We start from the raw sequence: 14453 nt of genomic DNA on the forward strand, positions 1-14453 counted from the left end.
TCAGGAGGTTTTGCTTTGCGACTGTGACTTTTGATAAGAAATATTCTGTAGAGCGAATACTATTGGATAATTTGCATAAACTTCATTTGGAATCTAATACAAAATAAGTCTTACCATAGGGATACTTGGAGCGGTTCCTAAATAATTTTAATCTAAAATAAACATTGTCTTTAATTTAAGTTAACTACGTAAAATCTAAAGCTACAAAAAGGCAAAATTCTTAATCCTGTCCCGATTGCTATCAGAAATCAGTACACGAACTGAACGAACAAATGAGGCAAACAACTCCCCAAATAGGCTATAAATCCAATAAAATTAGGGGTGGGAGTGTTCTTGAAAAACTTGAAAGTTGAATGATAGAATTTTAAACAAAAATTTTGTAATTTTGCACTCCATAAAAGGATACATAAAATGTTAGATAGACTCCAAATAGTAAAACAGCGTTTCGACGAGATTTCGGATTTAATCATCCAACCGGATGTTATTGCGGATCAGAAACGTTATGTGCAATTGAATCAAGAGTATAAGAACTTAAAAGGATTGGCAGAAAAGCGCGACGAGTACGTGCTTTTGTTGGCAAATATAGACGAGGCTAATGAGATAATTGCAGATGGTAGCGATGCCGATATGACCGATATGGCCAAAATGCAATTGGAAGAAGCTAAGCAGAGATTACCTGAACTAGAGGAAGAAATCAAGTTTATGTTGATTCCTAAAGATCCAGAAGATGCCAAAAACGTAATGGTTGAGATTCGTGCAGGTACGGGTGGAGATGAGGCAAGTATATTTGCAGGGGATCTTTTCCGAATGTATACAAAATACTGTGAGAATCGTGGTTGGAGAACTTCGGTTGTAGATATGAACGAGGGAACTTCGGGAGGATTTAAAGAGGTGATTTTTGAAGTTACTGGAGAGGATGTTTACGGAACGTTGAAGTTTGAAGCAGGAGTACACCGTGTACAACGTGTTCCTCAAACAGAAACTCAAGGGCGTGTGCATACATCGGCAGCTACGGTTATGGTGCTTCCAGAAGCTGAAGAGTTTGATGTACAGATAGATATGAACGAAGTACGTGTTGATTTTTTCTGTTCGTCAGGACCAGGAGGACAATCGGTAAATACAACTAAGTCGGCAGTGCGTTTAACGCATATTCCAACAGGTTTGGTGGCGCAGTGTCAGGATCAAAAATCACAGCACAAAAATAAAGACAAAGCATTAGGTGTTTTACGTTCCCGTTTATACGAGCAGGAATTAGCCAAAAAAGAAGCTGAAGATGCAACTAAGCGTACATCGCAGGTAAGTTCTGGTGACCGTTCGGCTAAGATCCGTACGTATAACTACGCACAAGGGCGTGTAACAGATCACCGTGTTGGGCTTACTTTATATGATTTGGGTAATATCATGAATGGTGATATTCAGAAGATTGTAGATGAGTTGCAATTGGTAAACAATACAGAGAAATTAAAAGAAGCCAGCGAAGCTTTTTAATATAAGAAGCTGAAAAGCTAGGTTTTTAAATAATATAAAATGCCTGACTAAATTTAGTCAGGCATTTTTTTATGCCTTTAATTTTTAAACAAAAAAAGCTAAGTATGCTCATACTTAGCTTTTAGGGTAACATTACTAATTGTGGTATTAATATATAGTGAGAGCATTTACTCAATTAACCGTTTATAAAGTAAAACGTATAAAGAAGTAATATGCTATGAGAATACTCTTTTTTTTAAGATTTTTAAATAAGGTTCAGGGTTGCAAAGGGACAAAGCTTTGCGAACTTTTCAGTTGTTTTTAGATTAGGGAATAATGATTTTATATATAGTTTTACATCCTTTGTGGTTAAACGTTTTATCATTAATCTAGCCAGCCGTTTTTCTCGAAATAAAATTGGTAACAGCCAGTTGAAACATCGAGCCAATAAAGCTAGTTATTTTGTTCCGAGTGCTTCCTATTAGTATTTTTTTTGATAAATATCCAGCTCCAATGCTAAAGATAGATTTCAGTAAATTACTTTTTATATCGATGCCTTCATTAATTTCCTCCAGCATATTTTTTATAATATTCAGAGGTTTTAAATCTTCCTTAAAATCATGAAATTTTTCTTTTAAATCAATCCATTCTGCTTCTTGCTGATTTTTTAATTGCAAAATCATTTTATTTAAATCATCGGTAGCGTTATTGGCTCTCATAACAAATTGGTTTTAAGATTAATTTCAAGACATTTTAATTCCTTTTTTTTAATAAAAGCGAAATTATGATGTTTCCGATAGGGCCCTTAATCCATTTGTCCTGTTTTTTGAACAATACAATAGCAAGTATTAAATAGGCTAATGCTAATATGAAAAAGCCATAATAATATTCGCCCATAAGTTTACCTATAAATAAACTAAGTCCAATGTTGAAAAACAAACTAAAAAAAGCAACAACAATCGCTACAATAATTTGAGATGTTAACGATGAAAGTACATCTGCGGATACTGATACCGATTTAAGTTTTAATAATTCAAAACTAGTTTTGGTATAATTCTCGGCTTTATCAAAAAGAGTATCGGCTGTTGTTGCTTTAGTTTCCATGTGGTGGTATTTGATTGTTAAAAAGAATTACATTTCTTCTTAATTAGTTACGTGTTCAATTCCGTCGCTTACTTCGGCTTTGGCATTATTGTATTTGGTTTTTCCCTGATTCATCAGATCTTTACCATTTGCAGAAATAGTACTTGCTATATTCTCTAATTTACCTTTGATTTCGTCTTTGTAATCGTTGCTTTTATCAGCTATTTTTTGTCTGGTTTTTGATCCTTTGTCTGGTGCAAACAATACTCCTAATAATGCTCCTGCAGCAGCTGCTCCAATAATTCCTAAAATGGTGTTACTAGTTTTCATAATATTTGTATTTAATGTTTAATAATATAATTTGTTTCTAAATTTCTTTGCCTTTAATTAATCTTAAAAGCACAGCAATAATTGCAATAATCAATAAGATGTGGATAATACTTCCCAAGCTATAAACAAAGAAACCTAAGGCCCACAGAATAACGAAAACAATAGCAATGGTGTATAATAAATTTGACATGGCATTTATATTTAAGGGTTAATAATGTGGAAGGCGTAATTTATCTTGCTGTATGAATTTTTAAACATCTTGGATTTAAAATCTGAGTCTATGTTTTAAATGACTTTTCTACAAATTATACCCAGTGGGTTAATTCAATTTATAGGCAACATACAAGCTTAAATTACTATTTTTCGCATCAGGAAAAGTATAGTTAGTTCCTAAGAAGCTACGCTCTTTCCCTACGGTTGTTAGTCCGTAATTGTAACGTAATCCAATACTTAAGGGATCAAAATCAACTCCAACACCAGCAGATAATCCAGCGTCGAATCGGTTAAAATCATCCGCATTTATATTCTCTTCAAAATCAAAAGCTCCACCGGCATTAGATTCATTGGTAACTTTACCATCTACCAAATAAGAGGCATAACCTCCTACGTGGATATTAAAGTTCTGTGTTAATTTAAATTTCACCAATAATGGAACTTCGATATAATTAAGTCTAAAACGACCTACTCCGCTTACAAAATCACTATTGTATTCAAGTTCAGCACCTTTTGTTGTATATAATATTTCGGGTTGTATAAATATGTTGTCCGAGATAGGAAATGCGGCGTAAAATCCAGCATTAAAGCCATATATAGCATTTTTGTCATCGACATCACCAGAATATAGGTTAGACATATTGACTCCACCTTTAATTCCGAATTCAGGTTCAACGGGAGAACTTTGAGCATTTAAAATTCCAAAAGAAGCAGAGATAAATACCGTTAGGGCGTATAATAATTGGGCTTTGTTTTTCATAGTTTTTAATTTTATGGCTTAGGCATTAATTATGGGGTACTATTTAAAAAATATATATTATTGTTTCCTTAATGCTTTCGATTCGTCTAGAAAGCGGTATTGTGTTGGTAAATATTTAATTGATAGTTTAATTATATCAGTATCGTTTGTCTCTCTTGTTATCGATTTTAGTAACTCAATCTGGTCACTAATAGATTCTATTATTAAATCAATATAAGCCTTGTCGAAATTGGCTTTAGTAGCGTCTATTAATGAGTATAAATCATTTTTAGCTCCCTTTTCATCTGTATTTAAAATAATAATAAGCTTCTGATTGGCCATTTCACTTATTTCATGAAGGAATTCATTTTGATTAGTTTCTATTTTACTGCTTAACCTTTTTATCCTTTCATCTTGGCATTTTTGTTGTGCAATTTGACTTTTTGATATTATAGCTTTACTAATATTTGCTGTAGCTATTAAAAAATAAGCATCAATTTCTTCTGAATTGTTTTTTGAAAAAATTTCATTATCAGGAGTTTTTTCAAAAGCTTCATTTTTTTTGCATGACAGCATCATCGTCAGAATTGCAAAGACAAAAATTGCTTTAATAAGCAAAGATTTAGTGGGTAACACAGTGTGAATTTTCACTTTATAAAAGTTTATATCACAAAGATGCAACCGATATACAGTTTATGTCTTACAGCATAAAAAAGAATCGTTATATAATTCCCATAAAATGAATCACATAACGATAAATAATAGATTTAGAAGGTGTTATTCGGGAAGGAAAATAGTAAAAATCGATCCTTCGTTTGGTGCACTGTCAGCAATAATATGTCCTTTGTGGTTTTCGACAATTTTTTTGCAAATAGCCAACCCAATTCCGGTTCCAGGATATTCATCCGTCTTGCTGTGCAGGCGCTGGAATAATACAAAGATGGTTTCCTTAAACTGAGGATCAAATCCCATTCCGTTATCGGTAAAAGTAATTTTATAGTATTTCTTTATAGACTGTTCTAGTAAATCAGGGAATTCTTTAGCCGTTATTTTTTTACACGAGATATTGATTTCAGGAGAAATATTTGGCTGTTTGTATTTTAAAGAATTACTAATCAGATTAATGAATAGCTGTTCAATTTGATAAGGAATGACTTTTAGCTTTGGTAGTTTGTCAGCTAGGATAATTGCATTTTTTTCTTGAATTATTTCAGACAATTCTAATTTTACTTTTTCGAGTAAATCGGTTAAATTCGTTTTTAGGAATTCTTTTTTGGTCGTGTTTGTTCTTGAAAAGAGTAATAGATCATCAATTAAAATTCGCATTCTCTTGGTAGAAGTTCCTATTTTTAGAATATAACTTTTCCCACTCTCCGATAAAGAATTCATATCATCATCAGAAATTCTAGAAATGAATGTTTGTATCTTTCTAAGGGGTTCTTGTAAGTCATGGCTCGCAACATGATTGAACGAAGCTAACTCTTTATTGCTTTTTTCAAGTTCTTTATTACGTTCATATATTGCAATATTCTGAAAATGCTCCTCAGTAATGTCAAATGTTATTCCTAGCATTATTTTGCTTCCTTGTTCGTCAATCAAAAGTTTACCAATAGATTTGAAGTATCTAATTTCATCATTATTACGAATAATTTTATAATATACAAGCGGGAGTTGCTTATTCTCGATAATACCCTGCATTAGGGTTGAGAAAGCTTGTTTGTCTTCGGGATGCACGTATTTTAAAAACGTTTCTTTTTCTGGTACAAACGAGTTTGGAGGATGCCCTAATAAGCGATATTGATTATCTGAGTAAACAATTTTATCGGTGTCCATATCCCATTGCCAAGTACTAAAAGCACCAATAATTTCAGATTCGGCCATAAGCTTGCTAGAAATTAAAAGCTTTTTATTAAATACTCTCAAGCGGTCAATATCATTGCTTATTTGTCTATAAGAGAGTAAAATAAACGAAAGTGCTACCAAAAACAAGATGATAGAAAAGATTGGAGTTAATGAGATTTCGCTCTGGTAAATTTTTTGTCTTTTTTGTAAAATTTCTTTTTCAACATCGTTCATTTCGTCTATCTGAAAACGAATGTTTTCCATTACAATCCGCCCGCCAAACATACAGTTGTCGAGTTTTCTTTTGTCGTAAGTTTTTTCGTTGCTGTATTTTAAGGACCCTTCAAGATAGGTATACCGCTGGATGATTAAATCGAAAAGATTTTTAAGATTTTGTTGCTGTTTAGGATTATCATCTACTAATTTTCTAAGCTTAATAAAGGATCGATTAACTTTATCACGAGAAAACAGATAAGGTGCGAGAAAGCGGTTATTTTTGGTTATTATATAGCCTCTTTGGCCTGTTTCGGCATCTTTTACAAACGATAGTAATCGTTCTAATTGAATGTTTATTTCATAGGTATGCATCATCAACTTGCTAGAATTCTGCAAGTCACGATTGTGTTTATAAGATACCGATGTAATAAATAATAAAATAAATATCGATATTGCAAAAATAATCCTCAACGCAAGCGGGGAATTAAAATTGGGTATCAATTTCATCCTGTTTTAATTATTTTAAGCGTAACAAAAAGGTATCACGATTCAAGCCTGAAGTATGATAATGCCAGTTTATAGTTACAACTTCATTAATTATTTTTTTTAAAGCATCAAAACTACTGGGTTTTTTTATGTAAATATTTGCCCCTTGTATAAACGTATCCTCTATATCTTCTTCTGATGAAGAGGTAGAGTAAATGGCAATGATTAAATGTTTTAAATGGTCTATTTTTTTAATTTCAATCAAACATTCTTTACCTGTTTTTTTAGGCATATTTAAGTCCAGAAATAAAATGTCGGGCAATATTGTTTCTGGATGCATTAAATGCTCCATTAACTCTACGCCATCATGTGCAAATTGTACTTTGGTCTGTATTTTTACTTCTTCAAAAGCATCTTTGAAAAAAAGGCGATCATCTTCATCATCATCTGCCAGTAAAATATGTAATGCGTTTTTTTGCATTTATTATATAGTTATTTTAAATTTTCGCGTCTTTTTTTTATAATCCTCTGAAATGCCGAAGGAGTGATTCCTGTTGTATTTTTAAATTGAGTGCTTAAGTGGGCAACACTAGAATAATTGAGTAAAAACGCAATTTCTGTCAAGCTCATTTCATTTATGATAATGAGATGTTTGGCTCGTTCTATTTTTTGTAAAATGATGAAATTTTCAATAGATGAATACGTTACTTCCGAAAATATATTCGATAAATACCCATAACTATGATTTAATTTCTCTGCCAAATAAACAGAGCTTTTTAAATTATTTCCATTTTCATCCATAAAAATCATCTCAATGATGGCGTCTTTTATTTTTTGTACGAGAACACTCTTTTGGTTTTCTACAATTTCCAGTCCAAAAGGTTCTAAATCATTCTTCATACAATCCAATTCTTCCGACGTTAGGTTTTTATGTAGCTCAATTTCTCCAAAACCTAAAGGGGTATAGTTTATTTGGCGCTCTTCCAATTTCTCTTTTAGAAATTGGGAGCAAACCGTATTAATATCAAACTTAATAAATAACTTCATTGTTTAAAAAATATTGCTAAAGATAGATAAAAAAATATTGGCAAATAAAGGGATGAAATTAGTGTAGGTGTGAGGATATGTTATTCAATATTGGTTTTTTATTATAACAAAAAATACCGCCTAATTTTTTAATTAGGCGGTATCTTAACTAAGTTTAAAAGGTTTACAAATCGGAAATGATTTTATGCACTTCTTCTTTTGATTTACCTAATTTTTGCTGAAGCCTTCCGATTACTTCATCCTCTTTTCCTTCAGCAAACATCAAGTCATCATCTGTTAATGTAGCATATTTTTGTTTCAGTTTTCCTTTTAACTCATTCCAGTTGCCTTTGATTTCTGTACTATTCATAATGCTATGTTTTAGTTGTTAATACTTTAGTAAAAGTATAAAATATTGTTGGCTACTATGTTATGGAACTATATTGAATAAATTGTATAATTCCCACTTTAATGAAGTTTGTTTTTGATAATGTATTGATATTCAGTATTTTTTCGATTTTTCTATATAGCTCCAGTTGTAAAATAGGCAGCGCTTTCATTATAATTTTTATTTCCAAATACAGGAATGTACTTTCTGAATTTTGTAATAAGCTATTCGTAAATTTCTAATAATTTACTTAGTATTTCTTTTTATGAAGGGTACCTATTAAGGAATTTCTTTACTATCGAAATTACCAATAAGCTTGGTTATGGTTCCAATTGTTTTCTCGCCAAGCTGAATAATTCTTTCACCTACTTCATCAATGATTGTTTCTAAAATGCCATATTGATTTTTAAGTATTTTATGTAATTGCACAGAAATTATATCTAGATATGTCCAATTAATTTTTCTTGTTTTTACATCAAGTATCATTTCCTTATGATAGAATAGAAGTTAAGATATCAGTACTTTTCTTTAAGTTTTTTAGAGATATTCCTAATGTTACGGTTTCATGTGATTCTTATTTTTAGTGTTATTCTTCAAAATTAAAACATTGATTATCTTGTAACTTGCATTATTTGTAATAAAAGTTGCATGAATTTAATATTGAAGTAATACTTTAATGGATCTATTATTGTAGTTTTGCACGCAATTTAATTTTAAACCTAATTTGAATGAAAAAACAACTACTTATTTTATTATTTTTAATTACTTCCTTCGCAGCCAATGCACAATCATATACGGGGTATTTTCATGATAATTACGCAGGTGTACAAAGTGTACTTTTTAATCCTGCTTCTATAGCAGACTCACGTTTTAAAACAGATATTAATTTATTTTCTATTAGTAGTTCGGTACAAAATGATTTGTATGGAGTTCGCCTTTTTGATGTTTACAAAGATGGATATGACTTTAATACTCAGTCTAAAATAACTCCGTCAAACGGAAATAATGGTCTAGTAAATTTTGATATTATGGGACCTTCTTTTATGTTTAATATTGCACCAAAACATACATTGGCAGTGTTTACAAGAGCGAGATCAATTAGTAATGTCAGAAACATTAACGGATACCTTGTAGATCAGGTTAAAGATGGTTTAGACCAATCAGGTAATTTTAACTTTAATGCAGGTAATGTAAATGGAGCTTCAAATACGTGGGCAGAATTAGGCGTTTCTTATGCTGCAGTTTTGTATCAAAAGAATCAACATTTCTTAAAAGGAGGTTTAACTGCTAAGTACTTACAAGGTGGTGTAAATGGATATGTTCAGGGAAAAAATGTTCAGGTTGCGTATGTTGAAAACGTAGCAGATTCTAAGGCAGGTATTCTTGCATCTACAGGAGAAATTACAATTGGAGCAAGTCAGGATTTTGAAGCCAATGAAAAATATGATTTTGATTCTAACTCAAGAGGACTAGGACTTGATCTAGGACTTGTTTATGAGTGGAGGCCAGATTATGATAAATATGATCTAAGCAAAGCAAAGCCTACAGATAATAACTTTAGAGATCTAAATAAGTATAAAGTACGTTTTGGATTGTCTGTTACAGACATTGGATCTATTGATTATAGAAACGCAAAACAAGACACTTATGATGTTACAGGAGTAGTTACGCAGCAAATGATTGATGATGTTGGTAATTTATATGATTTTTTGAATGACAATTATAGAAAAATTTCAAGCTCAAAAGGAAGAAAAACAAATTTACCGACAGCGCTTCATGCCGATGTAGATTGGAATATGTATAACAAATTCTATCTTAATCTTAATGGTGATATTAACATGGCTAATTCTGACAAGCTTAACGGAATTACTGTTGCTAATAGAGTGAGCTTAACTCCTCGTTATGAAAGCAAATGGTTTAGTTTTTACGTACCAATGACTTGGATGGAATATAGCGGAATGCAAGTAGGTTCAGGAATTCGATTGGGAGCTTTCTTTGTTGGATCAGGTTCAGTACTTACTAATTTGGTTTCAAAAGAATCAAAAGGAGCTGATTTTTATCTTGGGATGAAAATTCCAGTTTACCAAAAGAAATTTAAAGATACTGATGGAGATGGAGTTATAGATAAAGAAGATGCTTGCCGAAAAGTAGCAGGATCAGCAGAAAATAATGGTTGTCCATGGCCAGATACAGATAAAGACGGAGTTTTTGATAAAGATGATGCTTGTCCAAATGTTGCAGGTCCAGCAGAAAACAAAGGATGCCCTTGGAAAGATACAGATGGAGATACATTATTAGATAATGTTGACGATTGCCCAGATGTTGCAGGTCCAGTAGAAAATAAAGGATGCCCTTGGCCAGATACAGATAATGATGGAGTTTTAGATAAAGATGATGCTTGCCCAGATGTTGCAGGTCCAGTAGAAAATAAAGGTTGTCCGATTCTAGATGCAGACAAAGATGGTATTCCAGATAGCGAAGATGATTGTCCTTTACTTGCAGGTCCAATCGAAAATAAAGGATGCCCTAAAGTGTCTAAAGCGATATTAGCACAATTAAAGGTAGAAGCAAAGTCAATTTTCTTTGAAACAGGTAAAGCTACTTTAAGCAATGCTAAAAAAGAAGAAACATCAAAAAGATTAGATGCTATCAAAGAAATTTTGAAAAATTATCCAAATGCTAAGTTTGCAATTAATGGACATACTGATAATGTAGGTAATCCTAAATTCAACCAAAAACTATCTGAAGCTAGAGCAAAAACGGTTATGGATTATTTAATTACTAAAGGAGTAAATCCAGCTAATTTAACTTCAAAAGGATTTGGAGCTTCAAAACCAGTTAAAACAAATAAAACTGCGGCAGGAAGAGCAGAAAATAGAAGGACAGAAATTGTTTATCTAGGCAATTTGTAAACGAAGTGAATATAATAGTAAAAAGCCATTCTTAATTGAGTGGCTTTTTTTATTTTTGCATACTTTCTAAAAAGAATTATTTATTATGAATTTAGAAGGCTAAAAAAACAAGCATGACTACACAACAACTACACGAACAAATTCTTTTAAAAAAATCATTTTTATGCATCGGTTTAGATGTTGATTTAACTAAAATTCCAGAACATCTTTTAGAGACAGAAGATCCAATCTTTGAATTTAATAAAGAGATAATTGATGCAACACACGATCTAGCTATTGCTTATAAACCCAATACAGCTTTTTATGAAGCATACGGAATAAAAGGATGGTTGTCGCTGCAAAAAACGATTAACTATATAAACGAAAAACATCCTGATATTTTTACAATTGCAGATGCCAAACGTGGTGATATCGGAAATACATCAAGCATGTATGCCAAAGCTTTTTTTGAAGATTTAAAATTTGATAGCGTAACAGTTGCGCCATACATGGGGAAAGATTCAATTGAACCATTTTTGGCTTTCGAAAATAAACATACTATAATGTTAGCCCTAACATCAAATGAAGGCGCATTCGATTTTCAGACCTTAATTACCAACGGTACTGAATTATATAAACAAGTTTTGGAAACTTCTAAAACATGGAAAAATAGCGAGAACTTAATGTACGTAGTAGGAGCTACCAAAGCCGAATATTTTACAGAAATTCGTAAGATTGTTCCAGATAGTTTTTTGCTAGTTCCAGGAGTAGGCGCTCAAGGAGGAAGTTTATCAGAAGTATGTAAGTACGGAATGAATGATAATGTAGGATTACTTATTAATTCATCTCGCGCTATTATTTATGCATCTAAAGGAACTGATTTTGCTGAGAAAGCTAGAGAAGAAGCTCTTAAAATGCAACAAGAAATGGAAGTAATTATGAAGCTTAAAGCTTAGTTTTTTACAGCATAGATCGCAAGGTTTTTCTCAAAGTCTGTAAAACTTTGTGTTCTTTGCGTAACCCTTTTTAATTTTTGCGGTAAAATTATAAAACTAAAGCAACACTTTAAACTTTAAACAAATGAAAACTTTTACGGATCAAATAGGTACTTTGCATTCTTTTGAAATTGCACCAAAACGGATTATTTCGCTTGTTCCTTCGCAAACCGAATTACTTTATGATTTAGGTCTTGAAGATAAAATTGTTGGAATAACCAAGTTTTGTGTACATCCGTATCACTTAAAATCAACTAAGAAAATGGTTGGTGGAACAAAAAAAGTGCATTACGAGAAAATTCGATTACTGAATCCAGATATTATCATTTGTAATAAAGAAGAAAATACTAAGGAAATTGTAGATCAACTATCAGAGATATGTCCAGTTTGGGTAACCAACATTTTAACTATCGAAGATAATTTCCAGATGATTACCGATTTTGGGCAATTGTTTAATTGCAGAACCGAGGCACAAAAATGGAACGATAAATTGGCTTTTGGATTGCAGGATTTTAAAACCTTTATAAAAGACAAGCCATTACAAAAAGCAGCTTATTTTATCTGGAAGAATCCTTTTATGGTTGCAGGTTCAGATAATTATATAAACGAGTTGCTAAAACTGAATCATTTTACAAATATATACTTGGATAAAGGGCGTTACCCCGAAATAGAACTTAAGAAAATGCGTTTAGAGGGTGATCCAGATGTAGTTTTATTATCTTCAGAACCTTATCCGTTTAAAGAAGAAGATGCATTTGAGATTGGAAGATTTACACATCATGCCAAAACCGTTTTTGTAGATGGCGAAATGTTTTCCTGGTATGGTACCCGATTGTTAAAAGCATTTTCCTACTTTAAGCAAATGCACGAGCGCTTGCAATAATTTATTTTTAGTTAACAATATTTCCTAACAAAACCGTTAGAGAAGAGGTTATTTCATGCTTTAAAATCTAAGAAAGTATAAGACAAAAAAAGCCGACATCTAACAGATGTCGGCAATCATTTAACTAACCAAAACCAAAATAATAAATAACCAGTTTATTACATTGCAAAGATCATACATAAGCCAATGTTACCCTGTTAAGGTTTTGTTATTACTTTGTTGTACATAAGTTAACTTTTTTTGATTACTTTTCAGTAAGCTTAAAATGTATTAATTTAATATTTTACAATAGGATTTCACTATCCAAATATAAAAACAATCAATTTTGTTTATACGTACAAGTGCATTACCTTTGAATATAATCATTAAAATTTGTTACTTATGGAATCGAAAGATAAACTTACCACGGCAACAGGAACTCCTGTTCCAGACAATCAAAACATAATGACTGCAGGACCGCGTGGTCCAGTATTATTGCAAGATTTTTGGTTTTTAGAGAAAATGGCGCATTTTGACCGAGAGGTAATTCCAGAGAGAAGAATGCATGCTAAAGGATCAGCCGCATACGGAACATTTACCGTAACTCATGATATTACTCAATACACCAAAGCTGATATCTTTTCTGAAATAGGAAAAAAAACAGATATGTTTGTTCGTTTTTCAACAGTTGCAGGAGAAAGAGGCGCTGCAGATGCAGAAAGAGATATTCGTGGGTTTGCCATGAAGTTTTATACTAATGAAGGAAATTGGGATTTAGTAGGAAACAATACTCCAGTATTCTTTTTTCGTGATCCGATGAAATTTCCAGACTTGAATCACGCAGTAAAACGTGATCCGCAAACAAATTTAAGAAGTGCCGATAATAATTGGGATTTCTGGACATTGCTTCCTGAAGCATTACATCAAGTAACAATTGTAATGAGTGATAGAGGTATTCCTAAATCATACCGTCAGATGCACGGATTTGGAAGTCATACTTTTAGTTTTATCAATGATAAAAATGAAAGACATTGGGTTAAATTTCATTTTGTAACTCAACAAGGAATTGAAAACCTATCCGATGAAGAAGCGGCAAAACTAGTTGGAAACGACAGAGAAAGCCACCAAAGAGATTTATTTGATGCTATCGAAAGAAAAGATTTTCCGAAATGGAAATTGTCAGTGCAAATCATGACAGAGGAGCAAGCTAAAACGTATAAATACCACCCATTCGATTTAACAAAAGTTTGGTTAAAAGGAGATTTTCCACTTATTCCAGTAGGGGAATTTGAATTAAACAGAAACCCAGATAACTATTTTGCCGAAGTAGAGCAAGCAGCATTTAATCCAGCTAATATTGTTCCCGGAATCGGATATTCACCAGATAAAATGTTACAAGCCCGTTTGTTTTCTTATGGAGATGCACAACGTTATCGTTTAGGAGTAAACAATGCACAAATCCCTGTAAATGCGGCCAAATGTCCTGTAAATAGTTTTCATAGAGATGGAGCTATGCGCGTAGATGGGAATTACGGAAGTAAAAAACATTATGAGCCTAATAGTTTTGGAAAATGGCAAGAACAACCAGAATACAAAGAACCGCCATTGTCAATTCATGGAGATGCATATGCTCATAATTTTAGAGAAGATGATAATGATTATTTTTCTCAACCAGGAAGATTATTCCGCTTAATGACTGATGATAAAAAACAGTTTTTGTTTAAAAACACAGCAGCACAAGTAGGAGGTGCGCAAAAATTTATTCAAGTAAGACACATTCGTAATTGCTTTAAAGCCGATCCAGCTTATGGAGAAGGCGTAGCAAACGCATTGGGAATGACAATGGATGAAGTGAATAATTTTAGCGATCCAAGATTATTGATAGAGGTTAGATAAGTTAAGATTCAAAGCTAAA

The 14453-nt window shown here is 32.2% G+C and carries 16 protein-coding genes; 5 read left to right on the forward strand and 11 right to left on the reverse strand.

The window, feature by feature from the left end; genetic code table 11:
• Positions 1 to 411: 411 nt before the first annotated feature.
• Entirely contained in the window at positions 412 to 1488 is a 1077-nt protein-coding gene (gene prfA, locus IUY40_RS01295; RefSeq protein ID WP_195735080.1) for a peptide chain release factor 1, read from the forward strand.
• A 368-nt stretch (positions 1489 to 1856) separates the two neighbouring features.
• On the opposite strand, the gene IUY40_RS01300 is transcribed toward prfA, so the two are convergent.
• From IUY40_RS01300 to IUY40_RS19395, 11 genes are all read right to left on the reverse strand, one after another.
• Positions 1857 to 2186, reverse strand: coding sequence for a hypothetical protein (locus IUY40_RS01300; protein WP_195735081.1), 330 nt, complete (start codon positions 2184 to 2186; stop codon positions 1857 to 1859).
• Between the two features lie 34 nt (positions 2187 to 2220).
• Entirely contained in the window at positions 2221 to 2571 is a 351-nt protein-coding gene (locus IUY40_RS01305) for a hypothetical protein (RefSeq protein ID WP_195735082.1), read from the reverse strand.
• A gap of 39 nt (positions 2572 to 2610) precedes the next feature.
• A complete protein-coding gene (locus IUY40_RS01310) occupies positions 2611 to 2880 on the reverse strand; it encodes a YtxH domain-containing protein (protein ID WP_195735083.1) in 270 nt (89 codons plus the stop codon).
• A 37-nt stretch (positions 2881 to 2917) separates the two neighbouring features.
• On the reverse strand, positions 2918 to 3070 hold the full coding sequence (locus tag IUY40_RS01315; RefSeq protein ID WP_195735084.1) for a lmo0937 family membrane protein: 153 nt from the start codon (positions 3068 to 3070) through the stop codon (positions 2918 to 2920).
• A gap of 129 nt (positions 3071 to 3199) precedes the next feature.
• A complete protein-coding gene (locus IUY40_RS01320) occupies positions 3200 to 3853 on the reverse strand; it encodes a porin family protein (RefSeq protein ID WP_195735085.1) in 654 nt (217 codons plus the stop codon).
• 57 nt (positions 3854 to 3910) lie between these two features.
• Positions 3911 to 4483 (reverse strand): DUF4142 domain-containing protein, encoded by a 573-nt coding sequence (locus tag IUY40_RS01325; protein ID WP_195735086.1) that lies wholly within the window; start codon positions 4481 to 4483, stop codon positions 3911 to 3913.
• Between the two features lie 126 nt (positions 4484 to 4609).
• Positions 4610 to 6286 (reverse strand): CHASE3 domain-containing protein, encoded by a 1677-nt coding sequence (locus tag IUY40_RS01330; RefSeq protein ID WP_229335243.1) that lies wholly within the window; start codon positions 6284 to 6286, stop codon positions 4610 to 4612.
• Between the two features lie 121 nt (positions 6287 to 6407).
• Positions 6408 to 6857: a response regulator gene (locus IUY40_RS01335; RefSeq protein WP_195735088.1), complete on the reverse strand. Its 450-nt coding sequence runs from the start codon at positions 6855 to 6857 to the stop codon at positions 6408 to 6410.
• Positions 6858 to 6868: 11 nt separating this feature from the next.
• Positions 6869 to 7423, reverse strand: a complete 555-nt coding sequence (locus IUY40_RS01340) for an AraC family transcriptional regulator (protein WP_195735089.1) — start codon at positions 7421 to 7423, stop codon at positions 6869 to 6871.
• Positions 7424 to 7586: 163 nt separating this feature from the next.
• Positions 7587 to 7772: a CsbD family protein gene (locus tag IUY40_RS01345; protein WP_195735090.1), complete on the reverse strand. Its 186-nt coding sequence runs from the start codon at positions 7770 to 7772 to the stop codon at positions 7587 to 7589.
• A gap of 297 nt (positions 7773 to 8069) precedes the next feature.
• The gene (locus tag IUY40_RS19395; protein ID WP_229335245.1) at positions 8070 to 8276 is read right to left on the reverse strand and encodes a hypothetical protein; all 207 of its coding nucleotides are present in this window, start codon (positions 8274 to 8276) and stop codon (positions 8070 to 8072) included.
• A gap of 242 nt (positions 8277 to 8518) precedes the next feature.
• Here IUY40_RS19395 and IUY40_RS01355 point away from each other — a divergent pair, with 242 nt between their 5' ends.
• The 4 genes from IUY40_RS01355 (at position 8519) to IUY40_RS01370 (ending at position 14434) form a co-directional block, all read left to right on the forward strand.
• Positions 8519 to 10702 (forward strand): DUF5723 family protein, encoded by a 2184-nt coding sequence (locus IUY40_RS01355; RefSeq protein ID WP_195735091.1) that lies wholly within the window; start codon positions 8519 to 8521, stop codon positions 10700 to 10702.
• 113 nt (positions 10703 to 10815) lie between these two features.
• The gene (pyrF, locus tag IUY40_RS01360; protein ID WP_195735092.1) at positions 10816 to 11637 is read left to right on the forward strand and encodes an orotidine-5'-phosphate decarboxylase; all 822 of its coding nucleotides are present in this window, start codon (positions 10816 to 10818) and stop codon (positions 11635 to 11637) included.
• 124 nt (positions 11638 to 11761) lie between these two features.
• Positions 11762 to 12559 carry a helical backbone metal receptor gene (locus tag IUY40_RS01365; protein WP_195735093.1) on the forward strand — a complete coding sequence of 266 codons (798 nt, stop codon included), beginning with the start codon at positions 11762 to 11764 and terminating at the stop codon, positions 12557 to 12559.
• Positions 12560 to 12940: 381 nt separating this feature from the next.
• Complete coding sequence (locus IUY40_RS01370) at positions 12941 to 14434, forward strand: catalase (protein ID WP_195735094.1); 1494 nt, start codon at positions 12941 to 12943, stop codon at positions 14432 to 14434.
• Positions 14435 to 14453 lie beyond the last annotated feature (19 nt).

The sequence above is a fragment of the Flavobacterium sp. ALJ2 genome (genome assembly GCF_015594725.1).
Lineage (GTDB): Bacteria > Bacteroidota > Bacteroidia > Flavobacteriales > Flavobacteriaceae > Flavobacterium.

Coding starts and splice junctions, on each gene's coding strand:
- pyrF (WP_195735092.1), top strand. CDS start 10,816: ATGACTACACAACAACTACACGAACAAATTCTTTTAAAAAAATCATTT.
- IUY40_RS01310 (WP_195735083.1), bottom strand. CDS start 2,880: ATGAAAACTAGTAACACCATTTTAGGAATTATTGGAGCAGCTGCTGCA.
- IUY40_RS01315 (WP_195735084.1), bottom strand. CDS start 3,070: ATGTCAAATTTATTATACACCATTGCTATTGTTTTCGTTATTCTGTGG.
- IUY40_RS01305 (WP_195735082.1), bottom strand. CDS start 2,571: ATGGAAACTAAAGCAACAACAGCCGATACTCTTTTTGATAAAGCCGAG.
- IUY40_RS01335 (WP_195735088.1), bottom strand. CDS start 6,857: ATGCAAAAAAACGCATTACATATTTTACTGGCAGATGATGATGAAGAT.
- IUY40_RS01340 (WP_195735089.1), bottom strand. CDS start 7,423: ATGAAGTTATTTATTAAGTTTGATATTAATACGGTTTGCTCCCAATTT.
- IUY40_RS19395 (WP_229335245.1), bottom strand. CDS start 8,276: ATGATACTTGATGTAAAAACAAGAAAAATTAATTGGACATATCTAGAT.
- IUY40_RS01370 (WP_195735094.1), top strand. CDS start 12,941: ATGGAATCGAAAGATAAACTTACCACGGCAACAGGAACTCCTGTTCCA.
- IUY40_RS01355 (WP_195735091.1), top strand. CDS start 8,519: ATGAAAAAACAACTACTTATTTTATTATTTTTAATTACTTCCTTCGCA.
- IUY40_RS01345 (WP_195735090.1), bottom strand. CDS start 7,772: ATGAATAGTACAGAAATCAAAGGCAACTGGAATGAGTTAAAAGGAAAA.
- IUY40_RS01320 (WP_195735085.1), bottom strand. CDS start 3,853: ATGAAAAACAAAGCCCAATTATTATACGCCCTAACGGTATTTATCTCT.
- prfA (WP_195735080.1), top strand. CDS start 412: ATGTTAGATAGACTCCAAATAGTAAAACAGCGTTTCGACGAGATTTCG.
- IUY40_RS01300 (WP_195735081.1), bottom strand. CDS start 2,186: ATGAGAGCCAATAACGCTACCGATGATTTAAATAAAATGATTTTGCAA.
- IUY40_RS01365 (WP_195735093.1), top strand. CDS start 11,762: ATGAAAACTTTTACGGATCAAATAGGTACTTTGCATTCTTTTGAAATT.